Origin of the sequence: Streptomyces sp. NPDC050263 (genome assembly GCF_040655955.1) — a bacterium.
Lineage (GTDB): Bacteria > Actinomycetota > Actinomycetes > Streptomycetales > Streptomycetaceae > Streptomyces.
On sequence record NZ_JBFAKW010000178.1, the window covers coordinates 1 to 16,641 of the forward strand.

17 protein-coding genes are annotated in these 16,641 nt (G+C 71.0%); 8 read left to right on the forward strand and 9 right to left on the reverse strand.

The window, feature by feature from the left end:
* Positions 1–90 precede the first annotated feature (90 nt).
* On the reverse strand, positions 91–846 hold the full coding sequence (locus AB0J04_RS42255) for a decaprenylphospho-beta-D-erythro-pentofuranosid-2-ulose 2-reductase (RefSeq protein ID WP_363174017.1): 756 nt from the start codon (positions 844–846) through the stop codon (positions 91–93).
* Between the two features lie 121 nt (positions 847–967).
* Between AB0J04_RS42255 and AB0J04_RS42260 the strand changes: the two genes are divergently transcribed.
* Entirely contained in the window at positions 968–1,885 is a 918-nt protein-coding gene (locus AB0J04_RS42260; protein ID WP_363174018.1) for a YihY/virulence factor BrkB family protein, read from the forward strand.
* On the opposite strand, the gene AB0J04_RS42265 is transcribed toward AB0J04_RS42260, so the two are convergent.
* On the reverse strand, positions 1,839–3,194 hold the full coding sequence (locus AB0J04_RS42265) for a D-alanyl-D-alanine carboxypeptidase (RefSeq protein WP_363174019.1): 1,356 nt from the start codon (positions 3,192–3,194) through the stop codon (positions 1,839–1,841). The two genes, AB0J04_RS42260 and AB0J04_RS42265, sit on opposite strands and share 47 nt — an antisense overlap.
* Before the next feature lie 91 nt (positions 3,195–3,285).
* Between AB0J04_RS42265 and AB0J04_RS42270 the strand changes: the two genes are divergently transcribed.
* The 4 genes from AB0J04_RS42270 to AB0J04_RS42285 all read left to right on the forward strand — a co-directional run bounded on the left by AB0J04_RS42270 (position 3,286) and on the right by AB0J04_RS42285 (position 7,249).
* A complete protein-coding gene (locus AB0J04_RS42270) occupies positions 3,286–3,543 on the forward strand; it encodes a hypothetical protein (RefSeq protein ID WP_363174020.1) in 258 nt (85 codons plus the stop codon).
* 2 nt (positions 3,544–3,545) lie between these two features.
* Entirely contained in the window at positions 3,546–4,976 is a 1,431-nt protein-coding gene (locus tag AB0J04_RS42275) for a metallophosphoesterase (protein WP_363174021.1), read from the forward strand.
* Positions 4,977–5,176: 200 nt separating this feature from the next.
* Positions 5,177–6,715: an ABC transporter substrate-binding protein gene (locus AB0J04_RS42280; protein WP_363174022.1), complete on the forward strand. Its 1,539-nt coding sequence runs from the start codon at positions 5,177–5,179 to the stop codon at positions 6,713–6,715.
* Positions 6,716–6,841: 126 nt separating this feature from the next.
* The gene (locus AB0J04_RS42285; RefSeq protein WP_363174023.1) at positions 6,842–7,249 is read left to right on the forward strand and encodes an ATP-binding protein; all 408 of its coding nucleotides are present in this window, start codon (positions 6,842–6,844) and stop codon (positions 7,247–7,249) included.
* 135 nt (positions 7,250–7,384) lie between these two features.
* On the opposite strand, the gene AB0J04_RS42290 is transcribed toward AB0J04_RS42285, so the two are convergent.
* Positions 7,385–8,830, reverse strand: coding sequence for a HAMP domain-containing sensor histidine kinase (locus AB0J04_RS42290; protein ID WP_363174024.1), 1,446 nt, complete (start codon positions 8,828–8,830; stop codon positions 7,385–7,387).
* A complete protein-coding gene (locus AB0J04_RS42295) occupies positions 8,827–9,516 on the reverse strand; it encodes a response regulator transcription factor (protein WP_363174025.1) in 690 nt (229 codons plus the stop codon). The genes AB0J04_RS42290 and AB0J04_RS42295 overlap by 4 nt, the downstream gene beginning before the upstream one ends.
* A gap of 166 nt (positions 9,517–9,682) precedes the next feature.
* Between AB0J04_RS42295 and AB0J04_RS42300 the strand changes: the two genes are divergently transcribed.
* Complete coding sequence (locus AB0J04_RS42300; protein WP_363174029.1) at positions 9,683–12,103, forward strand: MMPL family transporter; 2,421 nt, start codon at positions 9,683–9,685, stop codon at positions 12,101–12,103.
* Here AB0J04_RS42300 and AB0J04_RS42305 read toward each other — a convergent pair.
* From AB0J04_RS42305 to AB0J04_RS42325, 5 genes are all read right to left on the reverse strand, one after another.
* On the reverse strand, positions 12,096–12,848 hold the full coding sequence (locus AB0J04_RS42305; RefSeq protein ID WP_363174030.1) for a TetR family transcriptional regulator: 753 nt from the start codon (positions 12,846–12,848) through the stop codon (positions 12,096–12,098). The two genes, AB0J04_RS42300 and AB0J04_RS42305, sit on opposite strands and share 8 nt — an antisense overlap.
* 73 nt (positions 12,849–12,921) lie before the next feature.
* Positions 12,922–13,428 carry a DCC1-like thiol-disulfide oxidoreductase family protein gene (locus tag AB0J04_RS42310; RefSeq protein WP_363174031.1) on the reverse strand — a complete coding sequence of 169 codons (507 nt, stop codon included), beginning with the start codon at positions 13,426–13,428 and terminating at the stop codon, positions 12,922–12,924.
* Between the two features lie 5 nt (positions 13,429–13,433).
* Positions 13,434–13,850, reverse strand: coding sequence for a hypothetical protein (locus AB0J04_RS42315; RefSeq protein ID WP_351908693.1), 417 nt, complete (start codon positions 13,848–13,850; stop codon positions 13,434–13,436).
* A gap of 135 nt (positions 13,851–13,985) precedes the next feature.
* Positions 13,986–14,354 (reverse strand): VOC family protein, encoded by a 369-nt coding sequence (locus AB0J04_RS42320; protein ID WP_363174032.1) that lies wholly within the window; start codon positions 14,352–14,354, stop codon positions 13,986–13,988.
* On the reverse strand, positions 14,255–15,490 hold the full coding sequence (locus AB0J04_RS42325) for a helix-turn-helix transcriptional regulator (protein ID WP_363174026.1): 1,236 nt from the start codon (positions 15,488–15,490) through the stop codon (positions 14,255–14,257). Before AB0J04_RS42325 ends, AB0J04_RS42320 begins: the two co-directional genes overlap by 100 nt.
* Between AB0J04_RS42325 and AB0J04_RS42330 the strand changes: the two genes are divergently transcribed.
* Together AB0J04_RS42330 and AB0J04_RS42335 are read left to right on the forward strand one after the other, a co-directional pair.
* Complete coding sequence (locus tag AB0J04_RS42330) at positions 15,435–16,055, forward strand: Uma2 family endonuclease (RefSeq protein ID WP_363174027.1); 621 nt, start codon at positions 15,435–15,437, stop codon at positions 16,053–16,055. The two genes, AB0J04_RS42325 and AB0J04_RS42330, sit on opposite strands and share 56 nt — an antisense overlap.
* A gap of 59 nt (positions 16,056–16,114) precedes the next feature.
* Positions 16,115–16,552 (forward strand): SMI1/KNR4 family protein, encoded by a 438-nt coding sequence (locus AB0J04_RS42335; RefSeq protein WP_363174028.1) that lies wholly within the window; start codon positions 16,115–16,117, stop codon positions 16,550–16,552.
* Positions 16,553–16,641: the final 89 nt, after the last annotated feature.

The window sequence follows — 16,641 nt, forward strand, 5'->3', positions numbered from 1 at the left end:
GAAGGAGCGGCGTTCGGTGCGTGCTCTCGCCCGGTGCGGCGAGAGTGCGTGCCGGGCGTCGCGACGCCGCGGAGATCCATCAGAAGCCCCCTAGATCGGCAGCCGCCGGAAGACCGCCCGTGGCGCGTGCCGCAGCACCGCCATCACCACGCGCAGGATCCCCGGCGCCCACACCGTCTCCGAGCGGCGCCGCAGCCCCAGTTCGACGGCCGTGGCGACCTCCCCGGGCGTCGTGCTCAGCGGCTCCTCGGCCGGCCCGGCGATCGCCGTCGTCCGGACGAACCCGGGGCGCACGACCATGACATGGACGCCCGTGCCGTGCAGCGCGTCGCCGAGGCCCTGGGCGAAGGCGTCGAGGCCGGCCTTGCTGGAGCCGTAGATGAAGTCCGAGCGGCGGGCCCGCTCGCCGGCGACGGAGGACAGGACGACCAGCGAGCCGTGTCCCTGCGTCTGCAACGCCCGCCCGCAGATCAGCCCCGCCGACACCGCGCCCGTGTAGTTGGTCTGCGCGACCCGCACCGCGGCCGCCGGCTCGCGCTCGTCGTTCGCCTGGTCGCCGAGGACGCCGAAGGCGAGCAGCACCAGATCGACGTCGCCCTCGGCGAAGACCTTGCCCAGGTCGGCCTCGTGGGAGTCGGTGTCCAGCGCGTCGAAGGGCACGGTGTGCACGTCCGCCCCCAGCACGCGCAACTCCGCGGCCGCCGTCTCCAGGGCGGCCGACGGGCGCCCCGCCAGCCACACCGTGCGGGCACGGCGGGCGATCAGACGGCGCGCGGTGGCCAGCGCGATCTCCGACGTGCCGCCGAGGACGAGCAGGGACTGGGGGAGGCCGAAGGCGTCAGACATGAAAGTGAAGGTATCGCCCATATGTGGGCGATCAGTTATTGAACGTCCCGTGCTGGGCGCTGGCTCCCCGAAATGGGGGTACCAGGACATCGGGTGTCCCCGAGCAGGGCAGAGTCGGATCATGGACTGGCTGAAAAAGCTTCCCGGAATCGGGCCGTTGGTCACGCGGCTCAGCGCCACGCACGCGTGGCGGTCGTACGAGCGTCTGGACCGGGTGAAGTGGACGCGGCTCGCCGCCGCGATGACGTTCGTCAGTTTCATCGCGCTCTTCCCGCTGCTGACCGTCGCCGCGGCCATCGCCGCCGCCACGCTGAGCACGTCCCAACAGCAGGAACTCCAGGACAAGATCGCCGATCAGGTGCCCGGCATCTCCGACCAGCTGGACATCAACAACCTCGTCCAGAACGCCGGCGCCATCGGCCTCATCGCCGGTGCGGTGCTGCTGCTCACCGGCATCGGCTGGGTCGGCCAGATGCGGGACTGTCTGCGCGCGGTCTGGGAGCGGCCCGACAGCGACGAGAACCCGGTGCTGCGCAAGGCAAAGGACGCGGGCGTGCTCGTCGGCCTGGGCGGAGCCGTGCTGCTCACCATCGCCATCTCCACCGTCGCCTCGGCACTGGTCGGCTGGATCACCGACCAGCTCGGGATCGACAAGGCCGGTTGGGGCAGCCTGCTGCTGCGCGTCGCCGCGTTCTCCGTCGCCGTCCTCGCGGACTTCCTGCTCCTGCTGTACGTCCTGACGCTGCTGCCGGGCGTCGAACCGACCCGCCGTCGGCTGGTCGTCGCCGCGGTCCTCGGCGCCGTCGGCTTCGAACTGCTGAAGCTGCTGCTCAGCGGCTATATGCAGGGCGTGGCCGCGAAGAGCATGTACGGCGCGTTCGGCGTGCCCATCGCCCTGCTGCTGTGGATCAACTTCACCTCGAAGCTCGTCCTGTACTGCGCGTCCTGGACGGCGACCGGCAGCGCACCCGACAACCCCGAGGACACCGACGTCAGCGACGACGTCGTACCAGGTCCGGCAGCGGCCAGCGGCGGTTGACCAGGAACGCGCCACCCGCCAGCAGCACCAGCAGACCGCCGGTGATCGCCAGCGCGATCCACATGCCCCCGGAGCCGTTCTCCGCCACCGCGCCCGCGACCGGCTTCTCCGACACGTTCCCCGCGCCGCCGGCCTCCCCGGCCGCCTCGGGGGAGGCGTTCGCGCCGGGCTGGGCGCTGGCCTCCGCCGTGCCCTGCGGCGCGACCAGCTCACCCACCGGCGTCACCTTGCCGGCCGCCTGGAAGCCCCAGTCGAGCAGGGCCGCGGACTCCTTGTAGACCTCGTTGTGGTCCGTCTTCGACGGGTTCATGACCGTGACGAGCAGCACCCGGCCGTTGCGCTCGGCGACCCCGGTGAAGGTGGCGCCCGCGTTGGTCGTGTTGCCGTTCTTGACGCCCGCGATGCCCGGGTACTGGGTCATGTCGTAGTCGCCGCTGAGCAGCCGGTTGGTGTTCTGGATCTCGAAGGTCCCGCGGGTCGTCCTGCCCTTCTTGTTCTTCGTCGTCGCGCCCGGGAACTTGGCCGAGACCGTCGAGCAGTACTCCCGGAAGTCCTTCTTCTGCAGACCCGAGCGGGCGAACAGCGTCAGGTCGTACGCCGAGGACACCTGGCCGGGCGCGTCGTACCCGTCGGGGGAGACGACGTTCGTGTCGAGGGCCTGGAGCTCCTCGGCGTGCTCGTTCATCTCCTTCACCGTGTTCGCGACGCCGCCGTTCATCGCCGACAGGACGTGCACCGCGTCGTTGCCCGACCGCAGGAAGACGCCGAGCCACAGATCGTGGACCGTATACGTCTCGCCCTCCTTTATGCCGACGAGGCTGGAGCCGGACCCCATGCCGGCCAGGTCCGCCGGCACGACCTTGTGCGCGGTGGTCTTGGGGAACCTCGGCAGCACGGTGTCCGCGAAGAGCATCTTCAGGGTGCTCGCGGGGGGCAGCCGCCAGTGCGCGTTGTGCGAGGCCAGCACGTCCCCCGACTCGGCGTCGGCGACGATCCACGACCGCGCGCTGATGTCCTTCGGCATCACCGGCGCGCCCCCGGCGATCGCCACCTGCGTCCCGGCCCGGCCGAGCCGCGTGCCGCCCACGGTCGACATGTTCGCCGGGGGAGTGACGGACGGGCTGACCGAAGGAGAAACGCCGGCCTTCGGCGACGCCGATGCGGACGGCGACGGCGACGATGACGGCGACGGCGACGATGACGGATTCGGCGCCGCGAGCGAGACGGGCGCGGTGAGCGCGAAGGACGCGAGGGTCGCGGAGGTGACCAGCAGGGCGCGCCTGACGGTCTGCTTCATGGGTGCGGGCACGTCGGAGAAAGTACCTGGCACACGACGGGAAGTCCCGCCGCCCTCCCCACCCCGGTCACGGAACCGGACACCCTCCGGTGATACTGAACGCATGAAGCTCAGCCGCCCCGTCTCCTGGTTCCTGCTCGCCTTCGGGGTGTGGAGCTGGGTCATCTGGGTCACTTTCGTCAAAAACCTGGTCAAGGACAGCAGCGGGCTCGCGTTCGACGACGGCGACCCCACGGCGTACTTCTGGGTGCACCTGACGCTCGCCGTCGTTTCCTTCGTATTGGGGACGGTCGTCGGGGGTATCGGGTTGCGTGGTCTGCGCGCCCTCGGCAGGTCCGGACAGCCCGGACGGACGCCGTAACCATGGTGATCGTCTTCGCGCTGTTCGCACTGACGGTGATCGTGGCGGCCAACTGGTACCTGTGGCGCCGGCTGTTCCACGACACGACCCGCGGCCCCGGGTGGGCGCGCCGCGGGGGCGCGGGGCTGATCGCGGGCGGCTGGGTCCTGGCGATCGGTGCCCTGGTCGCCGAACGCACGGGCGCGCCCTTCTGGCTCCAACGCGTCCTGGCCTGGCCAGGCTTCCTCTGGCTGGCCCTGTCGATCTACCTCCTCCTGGCCGTGATCGCCGGCGAGGCGGTACGCCCACTGCTCCGCCGCTTCCTGGAGAGGCGAGCGAAGACCACCGCCGAGACGCCGACCCCACACCCCGAGCCGCACCCACACCCGCACCCGGACCAGAAGCCGCTCCCGGTAGGCGCGCCCCACCACGACCGACCGCTGCCCGACGCCCGTGGGGCCGGTGGGTCCGTGCCTGCCGGGACGGGTTCCGACCGGGCCGGGGCCGGTGGGTCCGTGCCTGCCGGGACGGGTTCCGACCGGGCCGGGGCCGACGGTTCGGGTTCCGGCGAGGCCGGGGCCGACGGGGGCGGGGCCGACAAGCCCGCCGCCGACGAGTCCGGCGCCGGGCTCTCGCGGCGGCTCTTCGTCTCTCGGGTTGTCGGTGGGGCGGCGGCCGCGGCTGCTGTCGGAACGGTGGGTTACGGCACCTATGGCGTTCTGCGCGGGCCCCGGGTCAAGCGGGTGGCCGTGCCGTTGGCCAAGTTGCCGCGTGCCGCGCACGGCTGTCGGATCGCGGTCGTCAGCGACATCCACCTGAGCCCCGTCCTCGGCCGGGGCTTCGCGAGGCGGGTCGTCGACACGATCAACTCCACGCAGCCCGACCTGATCGCGGTCGTCGGCGACCTGGTCGACGGCAGCGTCAAGGACCTGGGCCCGGCGGCCGCCCCGCTCGCGCAGCTGAAGGCACGGCACGGCAGCTTCTTCGTCACCGGCAACCACGAGTACTTCTCCGGTGCCGAGCAGTGGGTCGAGGAGGTGCGCAGGCTCGGCCTGAACCCCCTGGAGAACGCCCGCACCGAACTGCCCTGGTTCGACGTGGCCGGCGTCAACGACATCGCGGGCGAGAGCGAGGGCGAGGGCCCCGACTTCACCAGGGCGCTCGGCGACCGTGACACCACGCGCGCGTGTGTGCTCCTCGCCCACCAGCCCGTGCAGATCCACGACGCCGTGCGCCACGGCGTCGACCTCCAGCTGTCCGGCCACACGCACGGCGGCCAGCTCTGGCCAGGCAACCTGATCGCCGCCGCGGAGAACCCGACCCTGGCGGGTCTGGACCGCTACGGCGACACGCAGCTGTACGTGTCCCGGGGCGCGGGCGCGTGGGGCCCGCCCACGCGCGTGGGCGCTCCCTCCGATATCACGGTGATCGAACTGGCGTCGACGCGGACCTGACGGAGAACCTGAGAACGAGCTGTGAAACCCGGCCGAAACAGGACGTGGGTAAGGGTTTTCTCATGTCGACCGATTCCTCTTCCATCGCGTGAAACCCGTGTGATTAGGTGAGCCCGCCGCCATGGGGAGTGGCACTTTTTTTATGGACTGGGCCCGGTCTAGCGGGCCGGGAGGCGGGCACCACCATGCGATCGGTTCGCATGCGGATACTCGTGACGCTGCTGGTTCTCGCGGTCGTCGCAGTGGGCGGCTGGCAGTTGCTGCCCTCGCAGGAAACGAGCGACGCGACCATCAAGGTCGGCACCACGGACACCGTCACCTCGCTCGACCCGGCCGGCGCCTACGACGCCGGATCCTGGGCGCTGTTCAGCAACGTCTTCCAGTCGCTGCTGACGTACGAGCCCGGCGGCGTCTCGCCGGTGCCGGACGCGGCCAAGAGCTGTTCCTTCGCGAAGGGCAGCCTGACCACGTACACCTGCGAGCTGCGCGACGACCTCACCTTCACCGACGGCGGCAAGGTGACGGCCGAGGACGTGAAGTTCTCCTTCGACCGGGTCAAGAAGATCAACTCGGACGTCGGTCCCGCGTCGCTGTTCTCCACCCTGAAGTCGGTGGACGCCAAGGGCATGACCGTCACCTTCCATCTGTCGTCGCCGGACGCCACCTTCCCGTTCAAGGTGGCCACCGGAGCCGGCTCGATCGTCGACCACACCCGCTACCCGGCCGACGCCCTGCGCAAGGGCAACGATGTCGACGGCACCGGCCCGTACGAACTGACGGGGTACTCGAAGGGCAAGAAGGTCGTCCTGTCGCCCAACTCGGGCTACAAGGGCGCGGTGGCCACCGGTGCGCCGATCGAGCTGCGCTACTTCGCCGACCCCGAGGCCCTGGAGAAGGCGTGGAAGGCGAAGGAGGTGCAGGCCGCCACCCGGCAGCTGCCGCCCAAGACCCTCGCGGCGCTCAACGCCAGCGACCCCGACATGCGGGTCACCGAGGCCGACAGCTCCGAGACCCGCAACCTGTACTTCGACACCCGCTCCGGCTCGCCGCTGCACGACACGGACGTCCGCAAGGCGCTGGCCTGGCTGATCGACCGCGATCAGCTCGCGTCCACCGTGTACGACGGGACCGTCGAGCCGCTGTACTCGCTCATCCCGACCGGCATCACCGGCCACACCACCTCCTTCTTCGACAGCTATCCGGCCCCGGACGCCAAGAAGGCGCGCAAGCTGCTGGAGGAGGCCGGCGTCAGCATTCCGGTGAGCTTCACCTACGGCTACGGCCTGGGCAGCGGCTCCGCGGCGGCCGAGGCCGCCGAGCTCAAGCGGCAGCTGGAGGCGAGCGGCCTGTTCAAGGTGAACGTCAAGGGTTACGAGTGGACCGACTTCCAGAAGCGCTGGGCCACCGGCAAACTCGACGCGTACGCCGTCGGCTGGGTCGCCGACTACCCCGACCCGGACACCTTCGCGGCCCCGCTCGTCGGCACCGACTCGACGATGAGCACCGGCTACAGCAACAAGAAGGTCGACAACTACATCGCCCGGAGCCAGCAGTTCGCCGACCGCAGCCGGGTCGACGGCGACTTCCGCGACCTCCAGCAGGTCGTCGCCGAGGACGTGCCGGTCATCCCGCTGTGGCAGCGCAAGGAGTACGTCGTCACCAGCTCGGATGTCGGCGGCGGCCAGTACCTGGCCGACGGCAACGGCGTGTTCCGGCTGTGGAAGCTCGACTGGATCTGAGCCAACTCGCCCCGTGTCACGGGCTTGATCCCGTGAGCGGGCATGCGCACCCACCGCACCGGGCAGGCACCCGACGCGGCACCATGTGACGGAGGTGTGCAGGAGGTGAGGAGGTGAGGAGCGGACGTGCTGAGACGCAACTCCTTCCGGCTGCCCCGGCATCCGGCGTCCGTCGGCCTCGCCCGGCGTCGGGTGCGCGACCATCTCGCCGACTGGGGGCACGGCCCCGAGGACCCGGCGCTGGCCGACGCCGTCCTCGTCGTGTCCGAGCTGACCACCAACGTCGTACGCCACGGACCGCTGCGGGAGCGGGAGTTCGAGGTGGCCGTCACCGCGCTCGGTGACGGCTCCTGCCTGATAGAGGTCTCCGACGAGGGCCGGGCCGAACCCCGGCTGCGGGCGGTCGGGGAGTGGGAGGAACACGGCCGCGGCCTGCATCTGGTGGAGCACATAGCCGCCGCGTGGGGCGTCTGGAGCCGGGGCCGCCACGGCAAGACGGTCTGGGCCCTGGTCACCGAACCCGCCGCACCCTGAGGCCTGTTCAGGGCCTGTCCGGCCGATCACGCCGCAGACGCGGGGGGTGGCCCGCTCCCCCAGAGGGGGTGCCCCCCGCTCACCGGCTCTACCGAGGCACCGCCATCTCCTGCGACCTGCTCGGCCGGACAGGCCCTACTCACACCCCTTCGGCCGTGTCCGCAGGGTCACCGTCACCTCCAGGCCCTCGCCCCGCGCCGTCCGCACGCTCACCTCGCCGCCGTGGGCCCGGACCACGCCCTGCACGATCGCCAGGCCCAGCCCGCTGCCCGCGCCGCCGCCGGCCCGGAAGAAGCGGTCGAAGACCCGCGCCGCGTCCTCCGCGCCCAGCCCCGGCCCCTTGTCCTCGACCGACAGTCGTACGACGCCGTCCGCGCGCTCCAGGGCGAGCCGCACCGGCACCTCGGCCGCCGTGTGCGTACGGACGTTGGCCACCAGGTTGCCCAGCACCTGCCGCAGCCCCGACTCGTCGGCCCACACCAGCACGGCCCCGTCGGCCTCCACCGTGACCGGCCGCCCGGGCTGCTGGGCCCGCAGGTCCTGCGCCGAGTCCCGCACCAGCCGGCTCACGTCGACGTTGCGCAACCGCAGCTCGGGCCGCTGGTCGAGACGGGCCAGGGTGAGCAGCTCGTCGACGAGCCGGCCCATGCGGTCCACCTCGCCGTTCATCCGGTCCCAGGCCCGTCTGCGCTCCCCGGGCTCGACCAGCATCCCCTGCTCCAGCAGCTGGAGATAGCCGCGGATCGCGGAGAGCGGGGTGCGCAGTTCGTGCGAGGCGTCGGCGACGAAGCGGCGCAGCTGGGCCGCGCTGCGCTCGCGCGTGCGGTACGCCGTCTCCACCTGGCGGAGCATGGAGTTCAGGGCGAGCCGCAGCTGCTCGACCTCCTGCGTGGGGTGGTGGTTGGAGGGCACCCGCCGGGTCAGGTCCCCCTCGGCGATCGCCGACGACGTCTCCACCATGTCCTCCAGCGGCCGCATCCGCCGCCGCACGCTGAACAGGGTCAGACAGGCGAGCAGGGCGAGCAGCAGCGTGCCGACGGCGACGTCGAGCTTCAGGGCCTTCGCTATGCCCCTGTGGAGGCCCTCGGTGGAGGTGGCAAGCAGGATGTACGTGCCGTCGGGGAGCCGGGTCGCCGTCGCCCGGTAGTCGGCGCCGTGCACGCTGACGTCGTGCGGGCCGCTGTCGGCGGCGAGGGCGCGCGGGTCGGGCACGGCGTCCGCGAGGCCGTGCTGGGCTTCGGTGGGCCTGATGTCGAAGAGGGTGAGGACCGTGCCCTCGCTGTCGACGGCGGTGAAGATCGAGTCAGGGGTCGGCCGGGCGTCCGTCGCCCGGGGCGCGAAGCGGTCGCTGACGACGCTCAGCACGCTCAGCGAGTCGATCTCCCGCATGGTCAGCTGCGAACTGCCCAGCGAATCACGCATCTTGGTCAGCTGGGCGTCCACCTGGCCGAGCAGATAGTGCCGCATCCCCATGAGGCTGACGGCGGTGGCCACGACGATGCCGAGCGCGAGCAGGAAGACGTTCGCCGCGGTCAGCTTGATCCGCAGGGAGTGGACGCCGTGCCGGTGCGCCCGCCTCATGCCAGCCCGTATCCCACGCCCCGCCGCGTGGTGATCACCGGCGCTCCCAAGCCGTCCAGCTTGCGCCGCAGATAGCTGATGTAGGTCTCGACGACCGTCGACTCCGGCGGCGTGTGCTCGTACTGCCAGACGTGCCGCAGGAGTTGCTCCTTGGGCACGATCCGGCCGCCGTTGCGCACCAGGAACCGCAGCAGCGCGTACTCGGTGGGCGTGAGCTCGACCGAGCGGCCCGCGCGGTGCACGCTGTACGTCGTGTCGTCCAGTTCCAGATCGCCGTACCGCAGCGGCGGCCGCTGCGGGAGGACGTCGGCCGGCCGCGTCCGGCGCAGGACCGCCGCGATCCTCGCGACGACCACGTCGATGTCGAACGGCTTGGTGATGTAGTCGTCGCCGAAGCCGAGGGCGCCGACGATCTCGGCCGGCGCGTCCCGCGCGGTGAGGAAGACCAGCGCCAGTTCCGGCCTGCGGGCGCGCAGTTCACGCCCCAGCGCCCGGCCGTCGCCGTCCGGCAGCATCACGTCCAGCAGCGCGACGTCGGGCCGGGTGCGGTCGGCGAGCGCGAGGGCCTCGCGGACGGTGCCCGCGATCATGACCTCGAAGCGGTGGTAGCGCAGGGCGATGGCGAGGACGTCCGCGATGCTCGGTTCGTCCTCCACGACCAGCACGGTGCCTTGGGCCGTCGTCATGCCCCCAGTATCGGGCGGGCCGCCGACAGCCGGGCCGGAACGGTCTTTGGAGTTCCTTGAGAGTCATGGGCGTGCCGTGTCCACACGCGTGTGCCGCTGTCGATCCTGTTGCCAGGACCTGGGGGGACCATCCGACTCTGCGTGAGGAGCTCGAATCGTGGCGGCATTGGCACGCTGGTGCTACCGGCATCGGCTGGTGGTCCTGTTGCTGTGGGTGGGGGCGCTGTTCGGCCTGGGATTCTCGGCCTCGACGGCGGGCACGGACTACGCGAACGTCTTCTCCCTCCCCGACACGGACTCCAAGAAGGCGTACGACCTGATGGAGAAGGCGTTCCCCGCGCGCGCGGGCGACACCGACACCGTCGTGTGGAAGGTCGACGAGGGCTCGGTCCGCGACAAGGACGTGCAGTCCCGGATCCAGCCCGCGCTCGACGAGATAGCGAAGATGAAGGGCGTCGGCCAGGTCGCCGGCCCGTACGCGGCGGCCGGGGACACGGCCGCGGAGGGCTCGGCGCAGATCAGCGGCGACGGGCGGATCGCCTACGCCCAGATCACCTTCACCGAGCAGGCGAACGCCGTGCCCAAGGAACTCGTCCAGGACGTCGTCGACACCGCTCAGGGCGCCGAACGCGGCGGCCTGGAGGTCGAGTTGGGCGGCCAGGCCATCATGCGGGTGCAGGAACCGCCGACCGGCCTCGCCGAGATGGTCGGCCTCGGGGCGGCCGCCGTGGTCCTGTTCCTCGCCTTCGGCTCCCTCTTCGCGATGCTGCTGCCGCTCGCCATCGCCATCTTCGGCGTCGGCATGGGCCTGTTCGGCACCCAGCTGCTGAGCCATGTCACCGACATCCCCGACCTGGCCCCGCTGCTCTCCTCGCTGATCGGCCTCGGCGTCGGCATCGACTACGCCCTGTTCATCGTCACCCGGCACCGCAAGGGCGTCCTGCGCGGCCTGGACCCCGAGGAGTCGGCGGTCACCGCCCTCGACACCTCCGGCCGCGCGGTGCTGTTCGCGGGCGGCACGGTGTGCATCGCGCTCGCCGGGATGCTGGTCACGAACCTGCGCTTCCTGGACGGCGTCGTCATCGGCACGTCCCTGACCGTGGTGCTGAGCGTCCTCGCCGCGACGACCCTGCTGCCCGCGCTGCTCGGCTTCCTCGGCGGGCGGGTGCTGAGCCGCAGGCAGCGGCGCCGGCTCGAGGCGACCGGCCCCGAGCCGGAGAAGGCGAGCGGCCCGGCGGCGCGCTGGTCGGCCGGCGTCCAGCGTCGGCCCCGGACCGTCGCCGTCCTCGCGCTCGCCGTCATGGCCGTCCTCGCCCTGCCCGTGCTGTCGCTCCGCCTCGGCGCCACCGACCAGGGCAACGACGACGCCACGACGACCACCCGCAAGGCCTACGACCTCCTCGCGGAGGGCTTCGGGCCGGGCTTCAACGGCCCGCTCCAGGTGGTCGTGCAGGGCGGCGACACCACCGCGCTGGTCAAGGACATCGAGGCGACGCCCGGCGTCGCCCAGGCGGCCGCGCTGCCGCCCGCGCAGGGCGTCACGGTCATCCAGGTGGTGCCCACGACCTCCCCGCAGTCCGAGGAGACCGACGCCCTCATCGACCGGCTGCGCGACGACGTCGTCGCCCAGGCGGGGGCCGAGGCCCACGTGGGCGGGGTGACGGCCGTCTCGAAGGACTTCGCGACGGTCACCGGCGACCGGCTGCCCCTGTTCGTCGCCACCATCATCGGCCTGGGCTTCCTGCTGCTCCTGGTCGCCTTCCGCTCCCTGGTGGTGCCGCTGACGGCGGCCGTGATGAACCTGATCGCGGCGGCGGCCTCCTTCGGCGTCCTCGTCGCGATCTTCCAGTGGGGCTGGGGCCTGGAACTGCTCGGCCTCGGCAAGGAGGGGCCGATCAACGCCTTCCTGCCGGTCATCATGCTGTCGCTGCTCTTCGGCCTGTCGATGGACTACCAGGTCTTCCTGGTCAGCCGGATGCACGAGGAATGGGTGCACACGCGCGACAACGCCCGCGCGGTCCGCGTCGGCCTCGCGGAGACCGGCCGGGTCATCAACTCGGCGGCCCTGATCATGGTCTGCGTGTTCCTCGCGTTCGTGCTCAGCGGCGACGCGGGCGCGGCCATGGCGGGCGTCGGCCTCGCCGCCGCGGTCGCCCTGGACGCGTTCATCCTGCGCACGGCCCTGGTGCCGGCCGCGATGCATCTGCTCGGCGACTCCAACTGGTGGCTCCCGGGCTGGCTGGAGAAGCGGCTGCCGCATCTCGCGGTCGAGCCCAAGGAGGAGGCCGCCGCCGCGCCGGCCGAGACGGGCGAGGGCCCGTCCGCCGTCGTCCACGGCTTCGTGCGGGACACGGCCGGCGACCCGGTCGAGGACGCGGTGGTCACCCTCCGGTCCACCGGCGGCCGGGAGCTGGACCGCGTCACGTCCCTGGCCGACGGCTCCTACATCGTCTCGGTCCCGTCCCCGGGGACGTACCTGCTGGCGGCGACGGCCGAGTCGTTCGACTCCCGGGCCCGCCAGGTGACGGTGGCCGGGGAACCGCTGGTGCACGACGTGGAGCTGACGGAGATGTCGGAGGTCAACTGAGAGGTCGGTCGAGCGGTCGACCGGCCTTGCCCGAACGCCCTGCCGGATCCGGCAGGGCGTTCGTCATGCCGGGCAGGAAGTCCGTGAACAGGTCGTGCACCTCCAGGACGAGCGGCCGCAGCACCCGGAACCGGGCCAGCGCCACGCCCCGCGCGGTGAGCCGGGCACCCCGCTGGGCCAGCCGGTAACTGCGCTCGCGCCCTTCCGTACGGTCATAGATCCAGTACATGACGAGGCCCATCTGCGAGAGCCACATCAACTCCGGCAGCACCTCCCGCAGTTCCTCCGGCACCTTCGCCTTCGACCCGGCGAGCACCTCCTTGTGGACGGCGATGGCCTCCACGCGCGCGTGCTCCGACTCGGCGGAGAAAGGGCTCAGCGGGCTGTCCGGGTCGGCCGCGTTCTTGAAGAACTGGACCGCGAACTCGTGGTACGGCGTCGCCACGTCCAGCCAGACCCGCAGCACCCCCGCCAGCCGGGCCTCCAGACTCGTCTCCCGCGCCAGGACGTCCCGGACGGCCGCCCGGTGCTCGGCGGCGAGCCGGTCGTAGAAGCCCTGGATCAGGTGCTCCTTGCCGGCGAAGTAGTAGTACGCGTTGCCGACCGAGACCCCGGCCTCCTTGGCGATGGCCCGCATCGTCGTCTTGTCGTATCCGCGTTCCTGGAACAGCCGCATCGCCGTCTCCAGGATCAGGGCACGGGTCTGCTCGGACTTGCTGACGGGCGCGGCGTCGTCGTGGCCGATGTCGCCACGGTCGGCGCCGCCACGGTCGGCGTCCTCGCCGGGGTTCTCGATGTTCGCAGGCACGGAAGGGAGCCTAACGAGTGGAGCAGGAGCCGTCGGCACAGGTGGGCGGGTGGTAGGCCCAGCCCTGGTGCGGGTCGTACGACCACCCGTCGCCCCGGCGGTACACGCCCCCGCCCCAGCCCGCGCCCTGCCCGTCGCGCCACTTGGCGGCGGCGAGGACCACGGCCCGCGCGACCTTCGCCCCGGCGGGCGTGCTCAGCCGGTGGGACATCGGGCGGTGCTCGCGCAGCGCCCACAGGGTCACGATCCAGGCGGCGGCGCCCGTGTAGACCTGCCCGGAGTCGCCGACGACGGTGATCTCGTCGAGGGTGGCGCGGTGGTCGAGCCCGGGGAAGCGGGCGCAGGCCTCGGCGGAGGCCGCCGGCACGAACTCCAGCGGCACCAGCTGCGGCTGCCGGCCCAGCCAGTCGCGCAGGAACGCGCACAGGGAGCAGTCGGCGTCGTAGAGGACGGTGAGCCCGCGGACCGGGACGCGCAGGGCGTCCCGGTCGACGGAGGCGGCCTGTTCGGCGGCCATGGTCGTCACGCCCCGGCCGTGGGCGCCGAGGGGGTGGCCCAGCCCTGCGGGGCGACCGGCGGGAGCTGCTCCCGCTCCATGATCCCGCGCCGCCGGATCCGGTTGAGCACGTACACGTTGCCCAGGTGCATCGCGCCGAGCACCAGCAGCACCACGCCCACCTTGGTCGACAGGGCCTCGAAGATGCCGCGGGTGTCCTCGATCGTGTCGTCGCCGCTCAGGTAGAGCGCGACGAAGCCGAGGTTGACCAGGTAGAAGCCGACCACCAGGAGGTGGTTGACGGCGTCGGCGAGCTTCTCGTTCCCCTGGAGCACGTCGGCGAGGAAGATCCGCCCGTTGCGACTGAGGGTCCTGGCCACCCAGACGGTCAGTCCGATGCTGACGACGAGGTAGATGACGTAGGCGATGACCGTGCGGTCCATGTTCCCCACCCTTTCGTGAACGCCGGCACGCGAACGCGTGGCCGAACGCGTTCTTGAACACGTTCAAAACGCTGACAGGGAAGACTGTAGACCTGTTTTTGAACACGTTCAACCGGGCGGCTCGACCGGGTCTGCTCACCCGGGTCGGCGTCCGAGCTCGGGCCGCTTGGAGTAGTCCGTGAACCCCAGGACGTTCCCCCACGGGTCCGCGACCTCGACGGTCCACCCGGTGGCCACGGAGAACGGCGGATCGAGCGCGGCGATCCCGGCGCCGGCCAGCCGCCGGGCCGCCGCCCGGGCGTCCGGCACCTCCATCCACACACGCGTGGACGGCCACGCCGGCGGCCGATGCCCGAGCCCGTCCTCCTGTCGCAGCAGAATCCCCGGCGTCTCGCCTCCGACCTTCAGCAACACGATCCCGGCCTCGTCGAGCCGAAACGCCACCGCGAACCCGGCCCGCTCGTAGAAGCCGACGGCCTCGCCGAGATCGCCGACGGGCAGCAGGACGTTGTCGAATCCGAGCAGGTCGTACGACTGGTTGTCTGGCATGCGATCAGATTAGGTACCTGTCGCCCAAACCGGGGCAATCCCACCCCGGCTTCACCGGGACGGTTTTGTGCCGCGGCAACCTCGGCATCCGGGCCCTGATCGACTGCATCCTCTCCACAGCCACCCACCGAGGGCCCCACTCCTTCCGGGAGGGGGCCTTCGGCGTGTGCCCGCGCGGCCTCAGCCGATGGCGATCCGCGTCTGCCAGTACGACTGCGGCGTGACGACCTCGGTGCCGGAACCCGGCAGCTCGTGTCCAGCTGCGGTACAGCGCCGTGGAAGTAGTCGATGCCCTGGACCGAGGGGTGGAAGGGGCCGCTCTCGAAGGGGATGACGGTGATCGTGACGTGGTTCAGTTCGCTGATCTCGTTGGGATGGTGGAGCTGGGCCCGGATCGTGTCGCGGTCGCCGAAGCGCATGCGGAGTGCGGCCTCGTGGATGATCGCCGTGTAGGGCGGGGGCTGTTCGCGGTGCAGGATCTCCTGGCGCCTGATGCGGTGTGAGACGCGGTGTTCGATCTCGTGCGGCTTGAGCGGCGGGACGGTGTGGCCGAACAAGGCGCGGGCGTGGTCGGGGGTCTGGAGCAGGCCGGGGATGTTGATGACGTGGGCCACGCGCAGTGCGGTGGCGTGGTGCTCGACCTCGGTCAGATCCAGGGCGCGAGGGGAGAGGATGTCGCGGCACTCCTCCCACCGGCCGCGCCGACGTTCGCCGGTCAGTGCGGCGAGGGCGTCGATCAAGGGTTCGTCGGTGCAGTCGTAGTGCCGGGCGATGGCGCAGACGCGGTCGGGGCCGACTCCGTAGCGTCCCGCTTCGATGTCGCTCACGCGTGACTGAGTCGCTCCGACCAGTGCCGCGGCCTGGGTCGCGGTCAGGCCGGTGCGCTCGCGCAGCCTGCGCAGTTCGGTCCCGAGACGGCGACGCCTGGCGGTGGGGAGGGGGCTCGACGCCGGATCACTCCTTGAGGTGAGGCGGCTGTCATATCCCCTGGGTACGCTGAATCGACAGGCGAGACTCCGTCCCATGGGAGCACTGATGAGCGCCGCATCCGACGACCGGCAGGACGACGAGCCCGCGTACCGCTGGCCCATCCCGCCCGCCGGCGGCTGGACCGCGGACGACCTCGACCGGATTCCGGGCCTCCCGCCGCACACGGAGTTGATCGACGGGAGTCTTGTCTTCATGAGTCCGCAGACCAGGTTCCACAGTCGGACGATGCGTTTGCTGGACAACGCACTCCTGGCGCAGGCGCCGGAGCACCTGGACGTCGACCGTGAGATGACGGTCAAGCTGGACCCGAAGAACCGCCCCGAGCCGGACGTCGTCGTGTTTTTGGTGGACGCGGTGACCGGCCCGGACCAGACCTGGTACCGGCCCGAGGACATTCTCCTGGCGGTCGAGGTCGTCTCGGACGATTCACGCGAGCGTGACCGTGAAGTCAAGCCCCGCAAATACGCGGCAGCGGGCGTGCCGCACTTCTGGCGGGTCGAGCAGGACGAAGACAAGGGCTTCCCCGTCGTCTACGTCTACGAACTCGACCCGGCCACCAAGTTCTACGGTCTCACCGGCATCTTCCACGACCGCCTCAAGGTCTCCCTCCCGTTCGACATCGAGATCGACCTGACGGCGATCAATCGGCGCGGGAACGGGTCCTGACAGGGAAACGGCTGTGTGACGGGGGTTGTGCGTGGGGCGGAAGCATGAAGGATGAGCACATGTGGATCGAGCTCATCTCCTCGCTGTCGGGGGACGTGGAAGTGGCGGGCGGACCCGGGTGCGAGGAGGAGATGCGGGTTGCGGAAGTGGTGTTGGGGCATTCGCTTCCTGCCGCGTTGAAGGATTTCTGGCGCATGGCCGACGGGGCTCGCGACAAGTTCGGGGCCGGTGTGGTGTGTTCGGTCGGGGAAGTCGTGGATCGGAATCTCGAGTTCCGGAGTTCGGCCGAATTCCGGGGCCTCTACATGCCGTTCGATCCGCTGCTGCTCTTCGGGGAGGTCGGCAACGGCGATCTCTTCGCCTTCGTGGTGAAGCCCGAGCGGTCGGACGTCTTCGTCTGGGATCACGAGACGGACAGTCGGCGGTGGGCGGCGAACAGCCTGGAGGACTATCTTCGGCGGCGGCTCGGGAGCAGGGATCCGGAGTGGTATGCCTAGGGGGCTTCTGATGGATCTCCGCGGCGTCGCGACGCCCGGCACGCACTCTCGCCGCACCGGGCGAAAGCCCTAGTAGCTCCGCTACGAGG

What these genes read in the sequence shown, in the direction of transcription:
- AB0J04_RS42310 (WP_363174031.1), bottom strand. Translation starts at nt 13,428, where the DNA reads ATGGCCGCCGAACAGGCCGCCTCCGTCGACCGGGACGCCCTGCGCGTC.
- AB0J04_RS42290 (WP_363174024.1), bottom strand. Translation starts at nt 8,830, where the DNA reads ATGAGGCGGGCGCACCGGCACGGCGTCCACTCCCTGCGGATCAAGCTG.
- AB0J04_RS42330 (WP_363174027.1), top strand. Translation starts at nt 15,435, where the DNA reads ATGAGCGCCGCATCCGACGACCGGCAGGACGACGAGCCCGCGTACCGC.
- AB0J04_RS42325 (WP_363174026.1), bottom strand. Translation starts at nt 15,490, where the DNA reads ATGGGCCAGCGGTACGCGGGCTCGTCGTCCTGCCGGTCGTCGGATGCG.
- AB0J04_RS42270 (WP_363174020.1), top strand. Translation starts at nt 3,286, where the DNA reads ATGAAGCTCAGCCGCCCCGTCTCCTGGTTCCTGCTCGCCTTCGGGGTG.
- AB0J04_RS42295 (WP_363174025.1), bottom strand. Translation starts at nt 9,516, where the DNA reads ATGACGACGGCCCAAGGCACCGTGCTGGTCGTGGAGGACGAACCGAGC.
- AB0J04_RS42315 (WP_351908693.1), bottom strand. Translation starts at nt 13,850, where the DNA reads ATGGACCGCACGGTCATCGCCTACGTCATCTACCTCGTCGTCAGCATC.
- AB0J04_RS42255 (WP_363174017.1), bottom strand. Translation starts at nt 846, where the DNA reads ATGTCTGACGCCTTCGGCCTCCCCCAGTCCCTGCTCGTCCTCGGCGGC.
- AB0J04_RS42280 (WP_363174022.1), top strand. Translation starts at nt 5,177, where the DNA reads ATGCGGATACTCGTGACGCTGCTGGTTCTCGCGGTCGTCGCAGTGGGC.
- AB0J04_RS42335 (WP_363174028.1), top strand. Translation starts at nt 16,115, where the DNA reads ATGTGGATCGAGCTCATCTCCTCGCTGTCGGGGGACGTGGAAGTGGCG.
- AB0J04_RS42275 (WP_363174021.1), top strand. Translation starts at nt 3,546, where the DNA reads ATGGTGATCGTCTTCGCGCTGTTCGCACTGACGGTGATCGTGGCGGCC.
- AB0J04_RS42260 (WP_363174018.1), top strand. Translation starts at nt 968, where the DNA reads ATGGACTGGCTGAAAAAGCTTCCCGGAATCGGGCCGTTGGTCACGCGG.